Raw genomic sequence first — 18,719 nt, forward strand, 5'->3', positions numbered from 1 at the left:
GCTTGAGTTCGGCAGGACCAAGTACTCCTCCGTCGAGGTGCCGCGGAGTACCGGTTCACCCCGATGGTGACTGCTCTGCCGCAAAGGATGTGGAAGCGCACATGGTGACCGCTCAACAGAATGACTCGCCCTACGACGTGATCGTGGTCGGTGGTGGTCCGACCGGCTCTGTCGCTGCGACCGACCTGGCCATCCGAGGGATCAGGACGCTGGTGCTCGAAAAGACGGACGGTTCGGTTCCCGATGCGCGGGCCACGGCGACCAACGTACGCACGATGGAGCTCATGCGCCGTTTCGGTATCGAGGAAGAGCTACGGAACTGCGGCTGGCCGCGCGACCGTGTCTTGGACGTGGTGTACGGCCCGGGAGTGTACGAGCCCGAGATCGTGCGGATGCCGTGGCCTGCGATCGACGACGCCCCTCCCGCCGCGTACAGCCCGACCTCCTATCAACGCTGCCCCCAGCGATGGCTGAACCCGATCCTCGCCGGCATGGCGCGGCAGCAGCCCCTGGTCGACTTTCGGTTCCAATGGGAGGTGACCTCTCTTGAGCAGGACGACTCCGGGGTCACCGTCCAGGCGACGGACGGGGCTGGGCGGACCCACGCCTTCAGGGCTCGTTACCTGCTCGCCTGTGACGGGGCCCGCAGCGGGGTGCGGAAGGCGTTGGGTATAGGCGCAGAGGTGTGGAACGACCTGGGCCACTCGGTGGAAGCCCTGATCCGTAGCCCACAACTGGCCGAGGCTTACCCGGTGAGGACCGGTGGCCACTACGCACTCATCAAGCGGAGCGGCATGTCTGTGGCGCTGTGGCCGCTCGATGGCAGTGACATGTTCCGGGTGACCCTGATGGTCCATCGGCAGGGTGGGACCAAGGAAGACATCTCTGATGCTGTCCGCAGGCTCGGTGGCGATCGCGAGGTACGGTTCGAGTTCCTCAGCGGCGTCTTCCCCTGGACGAACAGGATCGGGGTGCGCGAGCGCTTCCGTGACGGGCGCGTCCTCCTCGTCGGTGACGCGGCCCACAGCTGCCCACGACCGGTGGCTTCGGGATGAACACCGGTGCGCTCGACGCGGTCGACCTCACCTGGAAGCTGGCCGCCGTCCTTTGCGGGTGGGGTTACCCGGACCTGCTGGACACCTATGAGTGCGAGCGCAAGACCAGCTCCGCGCAGACCGCTGAGCTGGCGGCAGAGGTTTACCGCGACTGGCAGGCGATGTCGGAGCACACGGCAGCGTTCGCGGAGAGGCCTCTGAAGGGGAGAAGCCCGGAGGCCGTGGCGGCAAGGAAGGAACTCGGGGAGCTCCTGCTCAAGGTGTTCGGTCGTGAGTTCAACGCGGTCGGAGGGGCCCTGGGCTACCGGTTAGCCGAGGACCACGAGGTCACCGCCTACGCCCGCACCCCCTCGAAACTGCCCACGCACGAGCGGCTCACCGCCGTCCAGGGACAGCTCGACGACGCCGCAGCCATCACCGAGGCGGTACGCGGCAGCGACGCCGTCCTCAGCACGCTCGGCCCGACAACCAAAAGGGCCGACGCCCCGCCGCTGGTCACCGGCTACCGCCACATCGTCGCGGCCATGCACGAACACGGCGTCGAGCGGCTGGTGGCGCTGGGCACGCCCAGCATCCCCGACCCGGCCGACAGCAAGGAGTTCAAGGTCGGCCTCACAGCCACCGCCGTCAAGAAGTTCGCGCCGGTCCGCGATGAACGCCCTCGGGTTCAGCGGCTGCCGGATCGCGGCGTGGTGCACGGAACGGGTGGCCTCGAAGTCGCCGGGCAGGTCGTCCTCCGGGTTACGCCAGCGCGCGGCGCCCGCGACGTGGATCTCGCGGCGCCGTACGGCGTCCCGCAGCGCGACCAGAACGCACAGCTCGTAGGGGATGCGCTCGACCTTGCCCTTGTCGTCAACGACCGCCTCGCGCCAGTCCTTGCGCACCACGCCGTCCATGGGCACTTCGTCGCCGGCGTCGTAGAAGCGGGTCTTGCCGTCGACATCGGCGTATTTCTTCAGTAGCTTCATCGCGTCCATCACCGGCCGGTAGGCGGTGTTGTTGCACCTGAAGCCCGGCATGTTCAGCAGCGGGGGCAGCATCTGCCGGTAGTACGAGCTGTACGAGGAGCGCAGGGTGGTGCGGACCTTGGCCTTGAAGACCTTCTCGTTCGCCTTCGCCCCAGTCACCAGCTCGCGCAGCGTCTTCTCCCCGACCACCGGGAACAGAGCCCGGCGCCCAACCTCGTTGGGCTTGTCGACCGCGGTCGTCGCCAACTTGAAGAGGATGCCCTCCTTCCCGCGGACCTGCCGTCGGCAGCCGCTGTCGTAGCCCCAAGGGCGCACCTCCAGAACTCCCCCTACGGGTGCGCCCCGCACGCGCACCACGCCCGACAAAGAGGCACCCACGCATGTACGAATGACCTGTACGGAAGTGGAAGAGAAGCGCCAGGGCCCTCAGCGCACGGACCGTGCCCGCAGCGGCTGACTCTGCCCCGCACTATGATGACTCCTCCTCGCCCCTGAGCATCCGGGCGTTCTCGTCCCGCAGCTGGGCCGGCTCTTCGGTTGGGCTCTCTGGCCCGCTGCCATTTCGCGTGACCGGCGCCTGTTGACCGGTGTTGTCCTTGCGGACCCACGTGCGCAGCGTCTCCCCGGTGATCCCGAGCTCCGCGGCCACCGTCGCGCACAGGCGTTTCCAGGATCAGCCTCAGTTCACGGCGGCACGCGCCATGAGCATCGCCACCAGTGGGGCCGTGTCGGTCTGACTGTTGTTCTCCATGCCTGGCTCCCCCTTTCCTCGTAGCGAGGGGAGCCGATCCAGCCGTATCGTCACGGCCCGTGCTCCCGAGCAGGCGATGCTGCGGTACCCCAGCGAGAGGCCCTGACATCAGAGCAAGACAGCTGCTGGCTCAGCTCAAGCGGTAACCGAGCAGCGCGAGGCCGGCGGGCGGCGTCATCATCCTCCCGGAAGATCAGTCGTACCTGCGCTGCCAGTCATCCCGTGAGCTTGACAGATGCGTTGGCTGTCGGCCTGGGCGCCTCGGACCGACGGTGCCGGCCACCGGGCCGAGCCGCTGGATGCGCATCCGGGCGCACGTGACCTATCAGTCTTTCCTCCCGGGTTCCGGCGAGGCAGAGCACGCCTGACTGGCCCGGAGCATGGCCCTGTAGAGGGCGTGGGGCTCGGGCGAGTCGGGCAGGGGGCCGCGGGCGGGGGCTTCGAAGGACTGGAGCATCAGGGCGACGACGCGTTTCCAGGCGTCGGGAGCAGTGTCGCCGGTGGCGTTGACGACGCCGGCATTGGCCATGTACACCAGCACCAGGTCCTCGGGGGTGAAGTCCTCACGCAGACGTCCTGCGGCCTTGGCGCGGCCGATGAGCTGGACGACGCCTTCGTACGCCTGGTCTCGGCGCTCCTCCAGAGCCTTGGCTGTGGGGAAGGTCATGGTCAGCACGTCGGCGAAGCCGTAATCGGCGGCCTGCATCGCGCAGCCGGTTTCGATGAACCCCGCGAGACCGCGCCAGGGATCGGGGTCGTCGAGGGCGACGCCGACCGCGTCGACGTAGGCGTCCATACGGTCGGCGAAGACCGCGGCTACCAGTTCCTCCTTTGTCGGGAACCGGCGGAACAGAGTGGCGATGCCCACCCCCGCCTCGCGGGCCACGGAAGCCATGGAGGCATGCAGGCCGTCACGCCTGAACACCGTGCGCGCGGCGGCGACGATCCGCGCGCGGTTGCGCTCGGCGTCGCTGCGGAGAGGCTGTGCGGCAGGGTCATCACTGGATTGGGCGCCAAGGTTCATGACACTCAGTCTACCGAATCGGAATGCCCAGTCCACTTTCAGTGCTATCGTGGGTACCGGCGGAACCGGACAGGCCATTCCGGATTGCGAATCAGATAGCCCTTTCCGAATCGGGCGATACCCAGGTCAAGGAGTTGATGATCAGTGCGCGCTGTGACATTGGCGCAGGTACCCGGCAGCCCCGAGGTGACCGAGGTGGAGGTGCCCCGCCCGGAGGCCGGTGAGGTGCTGGTGAAGGTGGCTGCGTCCTCGGTGAACGGGTTCGACCTGGGCACGGTGGCCGGATACCTGCAGGGCATGATGGAGCACCGTTTCCCGCTGATCCTCGGCAAGGACTTCGCCGGCACCGTCGAGGCGGTCGGTGAGGGTGTCGAGGGTTTCGCGGTCGGCGACGCCGTGTTCGGCGTGGACGCCAAGGCGTACCTGGGTGCCGGTTCGATGGCGCAGTACGTCGCCGTTCCCGCTGCCATCGGCATCACCCACCGGCCCGACGGGGTCTTGGTGCGTGACGCCGGCGCGCTCGGGCTGGCGGGCACCGCCGCCTTCGACGGTCTCGCCCTGCTCGGCCCGCTGGAGGGCAGCACGGTGCTGATCTCCGGTGCCACCGGCGGCGTGGGTGCCATCGCCGTGCAGCTGGCCGCGGCCCGGGGCGCGAGGGTGCTCGCCACGGCCAAGCCGGGTTCCGAGAGCGGCTTCGTCTCAGCGCTGACCGACGCCGAGGTGACCGTCATCGACTACACCCAGGACATGACCGCGCAGGTCCGGGCGATCGCCCCTGACGGCGTGGACGCGGTGCTGCACCTCGCCGGCGACCTGGCCGAGCTCACCGCGCTCACCCGCGACGGCGGCGCCATCGCCTCCGCCCTCACCCTCGCCCCAGTCCCCGAGGCCTCGGAGGACCGCAAGCTGCAGACCGCCGTGCTCCGGTCCAACCCGACCGCCGACACCCTGTCCACCCTCGCCGGGCAGGTCGCCTCCGGCGCCCTCAAGGTGTCGGTGAACTCAGAGTTCGCCCTGGAGCGGGCCCCCGAGGCGTTCGCCGCGTTCGGCGCCGGCGCCGTCGGCAAGATCGCCATCACCGTCGCCTGACCAGTCCGTATCCCAGACGCTTCCACCGCAACACGAAAGGACCTCACCGTGCCCAGCATCGCCATCGTCGGAGCCGGCCCCGGAATGGGACTCGCCATCGCCCGCACCTTCGGCTCGCGCGGCTACGACGTCGCTCTCATCGCCCGCAACCGTGCCAAGCTCGACGACCTCGTCGGCCGGCTCACCGCCGAGGGCATCACCGCCGCGGCGTTCCCGGCGGACGTGCTCGACCACGACGCGCTGACCCAGGCCCTCAAGGACGCCGCCACCCGCTTCGGCGGCATCGACGTCCTGGAGCACTCCCCCTCTCCGGGCAACGGCTCCATAAGCTCCATGACCCTCACCTCCCCGTCCCAGACCAGCCCCTCCGATGTGCAGGGATGGATCGACTTCCTGCTCCACAGCGCCATCACCGCCACCCAGGCCGTCCTGCCCGCGATGCGTGAGGCCGGCGCGGGCACCCTGCTCTTCACCAACGGCGCCGGCTCGGTCGACCCCATCCCGATGCTCGGCAACGTCAACCCCGCCCAGGCGGCGCTGCGCAACTGGGCGCTCAACCTGCACAAGGAGCTGGCCGGCACCGGTATCCAGGCCGCGCACGTCGCCATCGGCGTGTGGATCGGCGCGGGCGGCCCTCCCGAAATCCCGACCGCCGAGGCCGAGGACATCGCCCCTCTCTACTGGGACCTGCACACCCAGCGCGACGAAGCCGAGCGCGTCTTCACCGCCTGACGCCTCCCGGCTCTCCCTCGTTGAAGCCTGACCCGCTCACTCCTCATCCGCCGCGGCGTTCCCCGCCGCGGCGCGACCGAAGAAGAAGGTTTCCGCTCCGATGAACGTGTTCCTGTGGATCCTGCAGGGCGTCCTCGTCGCGATGTTCGTGGCCGCGGGCGTCCTCAAGGCCACCCAGCCCCGGGAAAAGCTCATATCCCAGCTGCCGTGGGTCAGTGACGTCTCGACACCCGTAGTGCGTCTGATCGGCGTCGCCGAACTCGCCGGCGGCCTCGGGCTGATCCTGCCGGGTGCTTTCGGCATCGCCACCACGCTCACCCCGCTGGCCGCCACCGGCCTGGCTGTGATCATGGTCCTGGCCATGGGCGTCCACGCCCGCCGCAAGGAGCCACAGGCCATCGGGTTCAACGCGATCCTGCTCATCGTCGCCGCGGTCATCATGTGGGGCCGGTTCGGGCCTTACTCCTTCTGACCACCCGGTCCCCCGCCCCTTCACAGCGGCCCGGCCCGCGACCACGCCGGCCGGGCCGCTCCCTCCCCACCCCTGTCCGCCTACCGGAGGCGACCGTGGAACTGGGCATCATCTCCCTGTCCGACCTGCAGACCGACCCCGCCACAGGAAAACTGCACGACCCGGGGCGCCGTACCCGCGAGATCGTCTCCTACGCCGTCGCCGCCGACCAGGCCGGCCTGGACGTCTTCGGTCTCGGCGAGCACCACAGCTGGGACTTCGCCGTCGCCAACCCCGCCGTCCCGCTGGCCGCGATCGCCCAGGCCACCAGCCGTATCCGGCTGGCCAGTGCCGTGTCGGTGCTGTCCACCGCCGATCCGGTCCGGCTGCACCAGGACTTCGCCTCCCTCGATCTGATCAGCGACGGCCGCACCGAGATCATCGCGGGGCGCAGCGCGTTCGTCGAGGCGTTCCGCTTGTTCGGCGTGGACCTCGAGGACTACGACGACGTGTTCGCGGAGAAGCTGCGGTTGCTGCTCACCATCCGTGAGAACCCCGAACACGTCACCTGGCGCGGGCGGTTCCGCCCGGCCATGGACGGCCTGTCCGTCCAGCCCCCGCCCCAGCAGGCGCAGTTGCCGCTGTGGCTCGGCGTGGGCGGCACCCCCTCCAGCGTGGAGCGCGCCGGACGCCTCGGCCTGCCCATGGCGCTGGGCCTCATCGGCGGGGACATCCGACGTGTCCGCCCCCTCGTCGAGCACTACCGCGCGGTCGGCACAGCATGCGGTCACCCCGCTGACCGGCTGCGGCTCGGCAGATCCGGCCACTTCTACGTCGGCCGCACCTCCCAGGGCGCACGCGACGACGTCTTCCCCTTCTACAAGGAATACGTCCGCCCCAAGCCGCCCACCGGACGCGGCTTTCGTCAACGATGCGCTCGACGTGGTCCGCAACATCCCGACCGAGGACCCGGTCTGACGCCGCCGCGATCCACCTCAGGCCGGGTGGACCGCCGTATGACGATCCCCGCGTAGGCCCCCACAGCTGGTTCCCCGTCCCAACCCGTTTCCCCCCGACGACAACCCGCCGTCCTGCTCCACTGGCGAAGGCTGGCTACCCGTGGTGCCGCTGCCCGACTTCGTCAGTGGTGGAGCCGCGAAGCCCGGTTCGCCTCCCTGCTGACCGCGGCACCCACCCCCTAGAAGGCCGTAGCCGCAGGAGGCGTCCGCGACGCGCTCCTGGCCAGTGGCCGACCCCGCGTTCGACAATTCAGACAGGAGCATGACCATGCCGAACGGTACGATGAGAGCGGCTCAGATCGACCGCTCCGGTGGGCCGGAAGTGCTGCAGATCCGCGATGTCCCTGTGCCGACTCCGGCGCGCGGCCAGGTCCTCGTGAAGGTGCACGCGTCCGGCGTCAATCCCATCGACACTCAGCTGCGACGGCTCCGGCTGGGGTCCTTCCCTCGCGGGACCGGCGTGGACTACGCGGGAGAGGTGGCCGCGCTCGGCCCGGGCGTCGAAGGTCTGGAACTCGGGCAGCGGGTATGGGGCTTCCTGGGCATCCGCATGCGCAGGACCGGTGCCGTCGCCGAGTACCTCGTCGCGAGACCGGAGCAGATGGCGGCCGCGCCCACCACCATCGACCTCGTCTCGGCGGCAGCGCTGCCGGCCGTCGGGCTCACCGCTCTGCAGGTCCTGCGGGACGGGCTGCGGTTGCAGAGCGGCCAGCGACTGCTGGTGGTCGGCGCCAGCGGCGGAGTCGGCAGTGCCGCCGTCCAACTCGGCAAGGTCATGGGCGCGAGCGTCACAGCCGTCGCGAGTGCCCGCAATGCCGACTTCTGCCGTGAGCTCGGAGTCGACCAGGTCCTCGACTACGACTCGGTCAAGCCCGGCGCCCTGACAGGGGAGTTCGACGCGCTCGTAGACTGCCACGGAGGCTCCGCGCGTCAGTACCACCGGATGGTGCGCAGGGGAGGCCGCGCCGTCACCATGACGATGAAGGGCCTGCCGTTCGCCCTGCTCTCCGTGCTGCTCCCCGGCCCTCGGATGCGTTTCATGTCGGAAAAGATGCGGCGCGACGACATGGAGGCACTGGTCGGATATGTGGACCGCGCCGAACTGCGCCCGGTAGTCGAGCAGATCTACCCGCTGAGCGCAGTCCAGGACGCCCACCGCGCGGTCGAGACCGGCCACGCCCGAGGCAAGCGCGTAGTCGACCCAACTCAGTAGGTCGCCCTGCTCACCTCGTCAAAGAGTCGTTCTTTGAAGGGCGGGGTTCCTAAGACGCCGTCGGGCAGTGCCGGCCGGGGCGGGCACTCCGGCCCCGTCCATGACCGCCAACGATCGGGAATCTGCAGGGAGTCGGGAGCTCGCCTGCCGTTCATTGGCGCGGCCAGCCAAGGTGGCTTACATCCGATGTATTGGAGAGCTCCTCGCTGACTTCTACTGTTTCCGGGCTAGGTCGCCGCGCGGGCAGTTCTTTCCTCATCACGCCATAGGGGCCTGCCGAGTTGCCTTGCCTATTCGCGTGAGTTGGTGCTGCAGCCCTCTAGACATCCGATCTATGCCGCGGCAAAGATGACGTGCCTCTCGGAGGACTCGAAGAGGTTGCACTTCCCCTCGTGTCGAACATCCATGGCTGGGAGATCTTGCCGTGACCCATGCATCGCACCCGCAGCGAAGAAGCGTCCTGAAGCTGGGCGGCGCCCTCGCCCTCACACCCCTGATCACTCAACTGGCCGGCGGCACCCCTGCGGGGCCGGCCTTCGCCGCCACTTCCGCTGCCCCGGCGGTCGTCCGGTGGCCGACCCTGTCGCGCAAGGCGCTGAACTACTCGGTCCCCGCCCTGGACTGGCAGTCGCAGGCCCTGCCGATCGGCAACGGCCGTCTCGGCGCCATGCTGTTCGCCGACCCCGACCAGGAGCGCATCCAGTTCAACGAGCAGAGTCTGTGGGGCGGGGTCAACAACTACGACAACGCGCTCGCGGGCAAGCCCGACAGCGCGTTCGACACCAGCATGACCGGCTTCGGCTCGTACCGGAACTTCGGCGACGTCGTCGTCACCTTCACCGGCCGCGCGAAGGTCACGGCCCCCGGGGGGCCGTACCGCACCTCCTCGTCGGAGGGCGTGGACAAGACACACGACGGCAACGCGAGCACCAAGTGGTGCATCGACGGGCCCGGTTCGAAGGTGCAGTGGCAGGTCGAGCTCCCCGAGCCCGTCGCGGTCGCCTCCTACCGGCTGACCAGTGCCAACGACGTGCCGCAGCGCGATCCGCAGGAGTGGAAGCTCTCCGGTTCCGCCGACGGCGCCACCTGGACCACGCTGGACAGCCGTACCCTGCCGGCTCCTTTCGAAAGCCGATTCCAGACGAAGGAATTCACCTGCGCCAGCAGCGGGTCGTACCGCTTCTACCGGTTCGACTTCGTCCCCAAAGCAGGGGTCAGCCACTTCCAGGTGGCCGAGATCGGTCTGTCCGGCGTCGACCTCGGTGGCGCCGCGCTGTACTTGTCGTCGCCGAGCGGGCACGCCGAGGGATCGGGGGCCGGGGCCGGATCCCAAACCGCTGACATCTCGTGTTCGGTGGACCGCGAGCCGGCCACGGTCTGGCGGGTCGACGCTGCCGCACCCTCGGTCGTCTGGCAGGCCGACCTGCCCCGTGCGGTCGCCGTCACCTCGTACACGCTGACGGCGGGCCCGGACCGTCCGCAGGACGACCCACGGCGATGGACGCTCGAGGCGTCGCAGGACGGGCGAGCGTGGGTGACCCTCGACACGCAGAACCCCGGCGCGCCTTTCGCCGACCGCGGTGAGACCCGGGCGTTCCGGGTCACCAACAGCACCGCCTACCGCGCCTACCGGCTCACGTTCACCCCCGGCGAGTCGTCCACCGGCTTCCAGATCGCGGAAGTTGCCCTGGAAGGAAGGGGATTCGACACGCGCACGCTGCGTACGTTCGTCGACTACCAGCGCGCCCTGGACTTCTTCGACGGTACCCATGTCACCCGGTTCGGCGCGCCGGGGCGGCGCGTTCTCAGGGAGGCGTTCGCCAGCCGGTCCGCGGACGTCATGGTCTTCCGGTACACCTCGGACACCGACCGGGGATTGTCCGGAGCGATCTCCTTGACATCCGGACAGCAGGGGGCCCCGACGACCGTCGACGCCGCCGCACGGCGGATCGCCTTCCGCGGAGTCATGGGCAACGGCCTCAAGCACGCGTGCACCGTCCAGGTCGTGCACACCGACGGCGACTTCCGCGCCGACGGGTCGGCCCTCCGGTTCACCGGCTGCACAAGCCTGACCCTGTTGCTCGACGCCCGCACCGACTACAAGCTCGACGCCGCCGCCGGATGGCGCGGAACCGATCCCGAACCGGTCATCACCAGGACACTCGACAAGGCGGCCGCCCGGTCCTACAGGGAACTGCGCGAGGAGCACACCGCCGAGACACGTGCGCTCATGAACCGCGTCTCCGTCGACTGGGGCACCTCCGACGACGCCGTCATCGCCCTGCCCACCAACGCCCGGCTCGCGCGTTACGCGTCGGGCGGAGAGGACCCGACCCTCGAACAGGCGATGTTCGACTACGGCCGCTACCTGCTGATCAGTTCCTCGCGCCCGAACGGCCTGCCCGCCAACCTCCAGGGTCTGTGGAACGACAGCAACTCACCGGCCTGGGCCTCCGACTACCACACCAACATCAACATCCAGATGAACTACTGGGGAGCCGAGACGACGAACCTGCCGGAGTCCCACGAAGCACTCATCGAGTTCATCAGGCAGGTGGCGGTGCCCAGCCGCGTGGCGACCCGCAACGCCTTCGGCAAGGACACACGAGGCTGGACCGCCCGCACCAGCCAGAGCATCTTCGGCGGCAACGCCTGGGAGTGGAACACCGTCGCGAGCGCCTGGTACGCGCAACACCTCTACGAGCACTGGGCGTTCACCCAGGACATGACGTACCTCCGTACCGTCGCCTATCCGATGATCAAGGAGATCTGCGAGTTCTGGGAGGACCATCTCAAGGAGCGCGAGGACGGACTCCTCGTCGCACCGAACGGCTGGTCCCCCGAACACGGGCCGCGCGAGGACGGCGTCATGTACGACCAGCAGATCATCTGGGACCTGTTCCAGAACTACCTCGACTGCGAGGCCGCGCTCGAAGCCGATCCCGACTACCGGGCCAAGGTCGCGGACATGCAGGCGCGCCTCGCACCGAACAAGATCGGCAAGTGGGGGCAGCTGCAGGAGTGGCAGGAGGACATCGACAGCCCGACCGACATCCACCGCCACACCTCGCATCTCTTCGCGGTCTACCCGGGCCGCCAGATCACACCGAAGACGCCCGATTTCGCGGCCGCCGCCCTCGTCTCGCTCAAGGCCCGGTGCGGCGAGAAGGAAGGCGTTCCGTTCACGGCCGCGACGGTGTCGGGTGACAGCCGCCGCTCGTGGACCTGGCCTTGGCGGGCGGCCCTCTTCGCCCGACTCGGTGACGGGCAACGCGCCCAGATCATGCTGCGCGGGCTGCTGACCTACAACACGCTGCCCAACCTGTTCTGCAACCACCCGCCCTTCCAGATGGACGGCAACTTCGGCATCACGGGCGCCGTCGCGGAGATGCTCCTGCAGAGCCACGACGACGTCATCCACCTGCTGCCTGCCCTGCCCGACGCCTGGAAAGCCGGGGGTTCCTTCACCGGACTGCGCGCCCGCGGCGGCTACGAGGTCAGCTGCGAATGGCGGGACGGGAAAGTCACGTCCTACAAGATCGTGGCCGACCGGGCACGGAACCAGGGGAACATCACCGTGCGGGTGAACGGCGCCGACAGGAAGGTGAAGCCGACCAAGTCCTGAAGGCGGCAAAGCGGAGACGGCGGCCGCGGGACATGACGGCGAACACCGATCCGTTCCCGTCCCGCGCCGCCGTCGTCGGCAGGGCCGGTCTCGCGACCGCGTCCTGCCGACGGTACAAACACCTCGCGTCCGGCAATCGTGCGGGACCTCGTTGCCGGCAAGGACTGAATCGGCCAGCAGGATGCCGTGAAGCAACCGCCACAGAGCGGCCGGGTCGGCCGGATCTGACGTTCGTCGGGTTGACCGAACGAGCCGCCGACCGGGTTCCCGTGCGGCGTCACACGGTGTGCGGTTGCAGAGAGCCGTCGTTGCCGACCTCGGCCATGGCGAACCCGCCATGGTCCGCCACCGACTGATGGCCTCCGTGGACGATCTCGCTGATGAACTGCGGAGTTTTGGGGCACCCTGAGGTGGGATCAGGCCTTGGTCGTGTGCTTGAGGTGGGTGTCGAAGAAGGCCTCAATGCGTAGCCATGCGTCAACAGAGGCTTCTGGGACAGGTCCGAACCCGGCGACACGGTACAGCGGGTGCAACAGACGCGGGCCGAATTGTTCGTCGGTGAGGAAGGAGTGGCCTGCCTGTGGGTACTCCTTCACGTCATGTACGACGCCGAGCCTGTCGAGGGCGGAGTCGAGCCTGGCCGCCGCTCCCTTGAGCGGTCGATCGCGGCCCCCGTAGCTGGCGACGATGGGGCAGGCACCGGCCAGGGCCTGGTCCATGTCTTCGGGGAGCTGGCCGTAGTTGGCGGACGCGGCGTCGAAGATGCCGCTGCCTGCCGCCATGAGGGCGAAGGATCCGCCCATGCAGAAACCGATGATCCCGACCGCGCCGGCAGCCCTGTGTCAGGATCTTGAGGTGCCCACCCCGCGCGGAAACGAGATGACGACCCATGACTGACACCGCTGCGGCCGAGATACTCGCCGACGTCCACCGGGGCGTCGGCCGCATCCTCCTGAACCGGCCCGAGGCGCTCAACGCCCTGACGACCGGCATGGTCGCCGCCATCGACCGTGTGCTCGCCGAGTGGGAGCACACGCCGCTGTCCGCCGTGGTGCTCGCGAGCACCAGCACGAAGGCGTTCTGTGCCGGTGGAGACATCCGCACCATCCGTGAGCACAGCCTCGCCGGGGACGCCGAGGCCAGTGAGCGGTTCTTCGCCTCCGAGTACCGGCTCAACGCCCGGATCGCCGAGTATCCCGTGCCGGTCGTGTCGCTCATCGACGGCGTGTGCATGGGCGGTGGTCTCGGTCTGTCCGTCCACGGCGGCTTCCGCGTCGTCACCGAGCGCGCGGTGCTGGCGATGCCCGAGACCGGGATCGGCTTCTTCCCGGACATCGGGGCCAGCTACTTCCTGCCGAGGTTGCCCGGCGCGATCGGCATGTACCTGGGACTGACGGGGCACCGGCTCGACACGGCCGACGCCCTGTACTCGGGGCTGGCCACGCACTTCGTCCCCGCGGACGGGCTCGATGCCGTCCCGCATGCCCTGGCCGACCACCCCGACGACCCGGTGGACGTGGTCCTGAACCGCCTCGCCGGCCGCCCCCCGGTGGCGCGGAGCAGGCTGGCGGAGGTACGCGCAGACGTGGACTGGGCGTTCGGCGCGCCGTCCCTCGGTGAGATCGAGAAGCGCCTGCGCCACCTCGACACCCCCTGGGCCGCCTCCGCGTCGGCCGCCCTGGAGTCGGCCTCGCCGCAGAGCCTGGAGATCACTCACGCACTGCTGGCCCGGGGCAGGCAGCGCACGCTGCGCGAGTGCCTTGCCGCCGAACTGGCCCTCACGCGCACGACCATCCGCACGCCGGACTTCCTGGAGGGAGTCCGCGCGGCCCTGGTCGACAAGGACCGCACTCCCCAGTGGCAGCGTGCGTCGTCCGGAGGACCGAAGCTGCCGTCCTGAGCATGCATGTCCATGGCCGGACGCAGGGCCGGTGGCCGGCACGGTCTCAGCCGTTGTCGGGCACCATCGAGACCACGACTTTGCCGGCCTTGGTGCGGCCCTGCTCGACGTGTGCCATCGCCTCGAGCGTCCGGTCGAACGGGAAGGTGCTGTCGATGACCGGGCGGAGCCGCCCGCTGTCGTAGAGGGCGCCGAGTTCGCGCAGCTGGGAGCCGTTGGCCTGCATGAAGAAGAACTCATAGCGCACGCCCCGCGCCTTCGCCTTCTTACGCACCTTGCGGCTGAGCGCGTTCATGACCAGTCCCATGAAGAAGGGGGCGCCGAGCTGCTTGGCGAAGCCGGCGTCCGGCGGGCCTACGACACTGACGGCCAGGCCGCCGGGCTTGAGCACGGCCAGTGATTTCTCGAGGTTCGCGCCGCCCACGGAGTCCAGCACCAGGTCGTAGCCGGACAGCACCTTGGAGAAGTCCTCCTGGGTGTAGTCGACGACGACGTCGGCGCCGAGGTCCCTGACCAACTTCTCGGAATCAGTGTTCGCGGTCGTCGCCACCATGGCGCCGAGGTGCTTGGCGAGCTGGATGACCGTCGAGCCGAGGCCGCCGGCACCGGCGTGGATGAGCACCTTCTGGCCCGGCTGCACCTGGGCACGGTCGACGAGGATCTGCCAGGCGGCCAGGGCCACCAGCGGCACCGCGGCTGCCTCTTGCAGGGTGAGGGAGGCCGGCTTGGGCGCGACATCGTCCATGTCGATCGCGATGAACTCCGCGAAGCCTCCGATCCGCAGGTCGCGCGGACGGGCGTAGACCTCGTCCCCGACCTGGAAGCCGCGTACGGCGGAGCCGACCCGCGTCACGACACCGGCCACGTCGTGGCCGAGCACGAACGGGAGCTTGTACTTCAGGACCTGCTTGAACTCCCCGTCACGGACCAGCTTGTCCAGCGGGTTGATGCCGGCGGCGCTCACTCTGACCAGGACGTCCCGGTCTCCGACCGGCGGCTCGGGCCGCTCTGCGGCGCGGACGCCGTCCTTGCCGTACTTCTCGACGACGAATGCCTTCATGCCGACCGGCTTTCTGTGTGTGGGGTCCGGTGGTCATCCTGATGGCCATGACGCTACCCACTGAGTATGGAAAAGTAAACTCAGCAGAGGAGCGTCAAGACTTCATCGGATCGGTGACGCGGATGCCGTTCACGCCGTGCTCCCGGAAGGGCCGGGAGGCTGGGTCGTGCTCGTGCTCGACCGGGAGACCGTTGACGGGACGGCTTTAGATACCTATCGTAATATAAAGCGAGGCCGACACTTCGGCCCCACTCATTCGCCGGCGCCGGCGCCGGCGCCGGCGCTCTCGGCGTCCGGCCCCTCCTCTACCAACAGCCGGGGTCCTGCGTCCCCTCGGCGGCGGCCAGGTGTGCGGTCACTCACCGCGTACGTGCTCCCCGCGCGGCAGGCAGCCGCCGCCCCGCATCTTTCTCTCATCCCTTACTTGAGGACACATCCATGCTCAACGCTCTGTGGAACCCGGTCGTCGCCGGGGAGATCTCCCTGCCGCACCGGCTGGCGATGGCCCCCATGACGCGGGACCGGTCCACCTCGGAAGGCACACCCACCGAACTGAACGCCGAGTACTACGCCCAGCGCGCCTCGCACGCCCTCGTCATCACCGAGGGCACCCAGCCCAACGCCGACGGCCAGGGCTACCTGCTCACCCCCGGCATCTACTCCGAGGAACACATCGCCGGGTGGCGCAAGGTCACCGATGCCGTGCACGGCGCCGACGGACGCATCGTCATCCAGCTCATGCACGTCGGGCGGATGTCCCACCCCGACAACACCCCCCACCACCGGCAGCCGGTCGCACCCTCCCCGGTCCAGCCGGCGGGCGAGATGTTCACCTCGTCAGGCCTTCAGCAGATACCGGTACCGCGCGAACTGGCCACCGATGAGGTCGCCGCGACGGTCGACGACTACCGGCGCGCCGCGGCGGCCGCCATCGCGGCCGGCGCCGACGGGGTCGAGATCCACGGCGCCAACGGCTACCTCGTGCACCAGTTCCTCGCCACCAACACCAACCGGCGCACCGACCGCTACGGCGGCTCCCTCGGCAACCGCATCCGCTTCGCCGTCGAGGTCGCCACCGCCGTGGCCGAGGAGATCGGCGCCGGCCGCACCGGCTTCCGGATCTCTCCCGGCAACCCGTTCAACGACATCGCGGAGAGCGACACCCACGAGCTGTACCCGGCACTCGTGCGCGCCCTCGCCCCGCTCGACCTCGCCTACCTGCACATCGGCCACGGCGGGGACGACGAACTCCTGGACACCCTGCGCCAGTTGTGGCCGAACGCCTTGGTCCTCAACCGGGCCGGCACCGACATCGCCACCCGCGCCAAGGACATCGAAGACGGCCTGGCCGACATCGTCACCGTCGGCGTGATGGCACTCGCCAACCCCGACCTGGTCGAGCGCGTACGCACCGGCGCGCCGCTGAACACCCCCGACCCCGCCACCTTCTACGGCGGCGCCGAGGCCGGTTACACCGATTACCCCACCCTCACTGCCTGACAAAACCCGGCGATACCGGTCCTGGCGGGCCGGCATGCCCAGATGGCCCCACGGAGGTGCCACATGACTGATCACACTGCTGTCGAACTGAGCCCGGAAGCGGTCGAGTTCGCGGAATTCATGGCCGGACTGACGATTCCCGAGTCCGAGTTGGATGCGATGCGCATCGTGTCGGAGAGCGTCCATCTCAAGGCCCGGGAGCCGGAAGGCGTCACCTACCGGGAGGTGGACGCGGGGGGCGTGGCGGGAATCTGGTGCGAACCGGTCGACGCCAACACCGACTACGTCCTCCTGCACGGTCACGCCGGCGGCTCCGTCCTGTCGTCGGCGTTCGTCGACCGAAAGCTCGCCGGTCACATCGCCAAGGCCGCAGGGGCACCCGTGCTGGTCCTGGACTTCCGGCGGGCACCGGAACACAAGTACCCGGCGCAGGTGGACGACGCTGAGGCGGCCTTCAACTGGCTGCTGTCCGAAGGGTACGAGCCGGGCAACATCATCACGATCGGCCACTCGATCGGCGGTTTCATCGCCGTCGCCCTGGCGCTTCGCCTCCGCGACAAGAAGCAGCCGCTGCCCGGCGCCATCGTGTCGATCTCCCCCTGGTGCGACCTCGAGATCGCGAACGAGACCATGGTGACCAAGGCCCGAACGGACAAGATACTCAGCAAGGAACTGCTGGAGTTCTTCCGGGACGCCTGGATCGGCGGCACGGGCATCGAGTTCACGGACACCCGGATCAACCTGCACCGGGCGGACCTGAGCGGTCTGCCCCCGACGCTCGTCTCGTGGGGAACGTACGAGGTCCTGGCCGGCGAGGACGAGGAGTTCGCCGCCCGCGTCAAGGACGCCGGAATCGACACGGCCACCGTGGTGGTCCCGGGAGGCCAGCACTCCTACGTCTACGGTGCCGGCCGGGTTCCGGAGGTCGACGCCGCCATCGCACAGATCGGCGTATGGGTCCGGGAGAAGACCAAGATCTGACCGAGCGGCTCGGGCACGGCAGTCGCAAGATCCGCGCGCCTGCCGGATCGGGACGATGGACGGACGCCACCATGGCCTGCGGCAGCGCACAGGTCCGCGACGCACGCGAGCTCGTCCAGGTCCGGCAGGCGACGGCCGGGATTCCTCACACGTGAACCGCGGGCTCGACGGTTCACGACCGGAGACGGGCGCCTGTTCCCAGCCGGGCGGTGACTTCACGGGGAGTGAGGGTGGAGTGCTCCGCAGAGCACTCGACGACGACGCGGACCGGGGCGTCGCACTCGGTGTGGCGGACGTCCAGTACAGGACCCTCGGAGCCAAGAGCGTATGCCTCGCCCCACTGGCTCAGCGCCATCAGCACGGGCCACAGATCCCAGCCCTTGCGGGTCAGGCGGTATTCGTTACGGGAGCGGCTGCCGGGCTCCCGGTAGGGGACGGTCTTCAGGATGCTGGCCGAGGTCAGCTTGCGGAGGCGGTCGCTGAGGACGGCTTCCGACAGGCCGATGTGGCGGTGGAAGTCGTCGAAGCGGCGGACGCCGTTGACGGCGTCGCGCAGGATCAGCAGCGTCCATTTCTCGCCGATCACGTCGAGCGTGCGCTGGACGGGGCAGTTCTCCGTGCTCGCCTCAAGCCACTCCATCCCGCCATCGTAAAGGGCTGGCTTCAGCATTGACAGCCAGCTGCGCAGAAGCCTAGCTTCACCTGGAAAAGTCAGCTGACAGGCAGAGCGAAGGGCGCCGGACCGTGGGGCGAACGCGTACATATCACTGGGACGATCCCGCGATCTCGGCGGAGGCCGCCGGACGCATGGCGGGCCTCGACTTCCTGCGCGAGGTACAGGCGGGGCGGCTGCCGAGGGCGCCGATCAGTCACACCGTCGACTTCTCCCTGGACGAGGTGGAGCCCGGCAGGGCGGTCTTCTCCCTGACACCGGGGGAGGAGCACTACAACCCGATCGGCAGCGTCCACGGCGGCGTCTTCGCCACCCTGCTCGACTCGGCGGCCGGCTGCGCCGTCCAGACCACCCTCCCGCAGGGCGTGGCGTACACCTCGCTCGACCTGACCGTGAAGTTCCTGCGGCCGATCACCGTGGACACGGGCCCCGTGCGTGCCGTCGGCACGGTCGTCAGCAAGGGCCGCCAAACCGCTCTCGCGCAGGCCCAGCTGCTCGACGCGAAGGACCGGATCCTCGCTCACGCCACCAGCAGCTGCATGCTCTTCCCGGTGCCGGCCCCTCGGGTGTGACGCCGCGGCAGGGGAGGGACGGCGGACCGCCGCCGCCGACCCTTAGAATTACGCTCGAAATATCATAGACTGGTGAAGTCGGTGAAGGGCGACCGGTCCTTCCGGC

Annotated in this window: 15 protein-coding genes and 1 pseudogene; 11 read left to right on the forward strand and 5 right to left on the reverse strand. The window is 69.0% G+C overall.

Features of this window, described 5'->3' with window-relative positions; all coding sequences use genetic code 11:
• Window positions 1-155 precede the first annotated feature (155 nt).
• Window positions 156-2,017 (forward strand): annotated as a pseudogene (locus ABZ192_RS26015) (FAD-dependent monooxygenase); the annotation flags it as partial.
• A 475-nt stretch (window positions 2,018-2,492) separates the two neighbouring features.
• On the opposite strand, the gene ABZ192_RS26020 reads toward ABZ192_RS26015, so the two are convergent.
• Both ABZ192_RS26020 and ABZ192_RS26025 read right to left on the reverse strand, forming a co-directional pair.
• Complete coding sequence (locus ABZ192_RS26020) at window positions 2,493-2,672, reverse strand: hypothetical protein (protein ID WP_356926871.1); 180 nt, start codon at window positions 2,670-2,672, stop codon at window positions 2,493-2,495.
• 427 nt (window positions 2,673-3,099) lie between these two features.
• Entirely contained in the window at window positions 3,100-3,798 is a 699-nt protein-coding gene (locus ABZ192_RS26025) for a helix-turn-helix domain-containing protein (protein WP_356926872.1), read from the reverse strand.
• Between the two features lie 144 nt (window positions 3,799-3,942).
• Here ABZ192_RS26025 and ABZ192_RS26030 point away from each other — a divergent pair, with 144 nt between their 5' ends.
• The 6 genes from ABZ192_RS26030 (at window position 3,943) to ABZ192_RS26055 (ending at window position 11,927) form a co-directional block, all read left to right on the forward strand.
• Window positions 3,943-4,887 carry an NADP-dependent oxidoreductase gene (locus ABZ192_RS26030; protein WP_356926873.1) on the forward strand — a complete coding sequence of 315 codons (945 nt, stop codon included), beginning with the start codon at window positions 3,943-3,945 and terminating at the stop codon, window positions 4,885-4,887.
• Between the two features lie 48 nt (window positions 4,888-4,935).
• Window positions 4,936-5,619 carry an SDR family oxidoreductase gene (locus ABZ192_RS26035; protein WP_356926874.1) on the forward strand — a complete coding sequence of 228 codons (684 nt, stop codon included), beginning with the start codon at window positions 4,936-4,938 and terminating at the stop codon, window positions 5,617-5,619.
• A gap of 100 nt (window positions 5,620-5,719) precedes the next feature.
• Window positions 5,720-6,091, forward strand: a complete 372-nt coding sequence (locus tag ABZ192_RS26040; protein ID WP_356926875.1) for a DoxX family protein — start codon at window positions 5,720-5,722, stop codon at window positions 6,089-6,091.
• Between the two features lie 95 nt (window positions 6,092-6,186).
• Entirely contained in the window at window positions 6,187-7,104 is a 918-nt protein-coding gene (locus ABZ192_RS26045; protein ID WP_356926876.1) for an LLM class flavin-dependent oxidoreductase, read from the forward strand.
• A 253-nt stretch (window positions 7,105-7,357) separates the two neighbouring features.
• Entirely contained in the window at window positions 7,358-8,302 is a 945-nt protein-coding gene (locus tag ABZ192_RS26050) for an NADP-dependent oxidoreductase (RefSeq protein WP_356926877.1), read from the forward strand.
• A gap of 424 nt (window positions 8,303-8,726) precedes the next feature.
• Window positions 8,727-11,927 (forward strand): glycoside hydrolase N-terminal domain-containing protein, encoded by a 3,201-nt coding sequence (locus ABZ192_RS26055; protein ID WP_356926878.1) that lies wholly within the window; start codon window positions 8,727-8,729, stop codon window positions 11,925-11,927.
• Window positions 11,928-12,343: 416 nt separating this feature from the next.
• On the opposite strand, the gene ABZ192_RS26060 is transcribed toward ABZ192_RS26055, so the two are convergent.
• The gene (locus ABZ192_RS26060) at window positions 12,344-12,745 is read right to left on the reverse strand and encodes a dienelactone hydrolase family protein (RefSeq protein WP_356926899.1); all 402 of its coding nucleotides are present in this window, start codon (window positions 12,743-12,745) and stop codon (window positions 12,344-12,346) included.
• Between the two features lie 71 nt (window positions 12,746-12,816).
• Here ABZ192_RS26060 and ABZ192_RS26065 point away from each other — a divergent pair, with 71 nt between their 5' ends.
• Entirely contained in the window at window positions 12,817-13,827 is a 1,011-nt protein-coding gene (locus tag ABZ192_RS26065) for an enoyl-CoA hydratase/isomerase family protein (RefSeq protein WP_356926879.1), read from the forward strand.
• Between the two features lie 46 nt (window positions 13,828-13,873).
• Here the strand turns inward: ABZ192_RS26065 and ABZ192_RS26070 are convergent, their stop codons facing one another.
• On the reverse strand, window positions 13,874-14,887 hold the full coding sequence (locus tag ABZ192_RS26070; protein ID WP_356926880.1) for an NADP-dependent oxidoreductase: 1,014 nt from the start codon (window positions 14,885-14,887) through the stop codon (window positions 13,874-13,876).
• Window positions 14,888-15,325: 438 nt separating this feature from the next.
• Here ABZ192_RS26070 and ABZ192_RS26075 point away from each other — a divergent pair, with 438 nt between their 5' ends.
• Together ABZ192_RS26075 and ABZ192_RS26080 are read left to right on the forward strand one after the other, a co-directional pair.
• The gene (locus ABZ192_RS26075; RefSeq protein WP_356926881.1) at window positions 15,326-16,387 is read left to right on the forward strand and encodes an alkene reductase; all 1,062 of its coding nucleotides are present in this window, start codon (window positions 15,326-15,328) and stop codon (window positions 16,385-16,387) included.
• A gap of 63 nt (window positions 16,388-16,450) precedes the next feature.
• On the forward strand, window positions 16,451-17,368 hold the full coding sequence (locus ABZ192_RS26080; RefSeq protein WP_356926882.1) for an alpha/beta hydrolase: 918 nt from the start codon (window positions 16,451-16,453) through the stop codon (window positions 17,366-17,368).
• Between the two features lie 172 nt (window positions 17,369-17,540).
• On the opposite strand, the gene ABZ192_RS26085 is transcribed toward ABZ192_RS26080, so the two are convergent.
• Entirely contained in the window at window positions 17,541-18,008 is a 468-nt protein-coding gene (locus tag ABZ192_RS26085; RefSeq protein WP_356926883.1) for a helix-turn-helix domain-containing protein, read from the reverse strand.
• A 104-nt stretch (window positions 18,009-18,112) separates the two neighbouring features.
• Here ABZ192_RS26085 and ABZ192_RS26090 point away from each other — a divergent pair, with 104 nt between their 5' ends.
• Window positions 18,113-18,613 carry a PaaI family thioesterase gene (locus ABZ192_RS26090; RefSeq protein WP_356926884.1) on the forward strand — a complete coding sequence of 167 codons (501 nt, stop codon included), beginning with the start codon at window positions 18,113-18,115 and terminating at the stop codon, window positions 18,611-18,613.
• The last annotated feature ends 106 nt before the right edge of the window (window positions 18,614-18,719 follow it).

This window comes from Streptomyces sp. NPDC006235 (genome assembly GCF_040613735.1).
GTDB lineage: Bacteria > Actinomycetota > Actinomycetes > Streptomycetales > Streptomycetaceae > Streptomyces.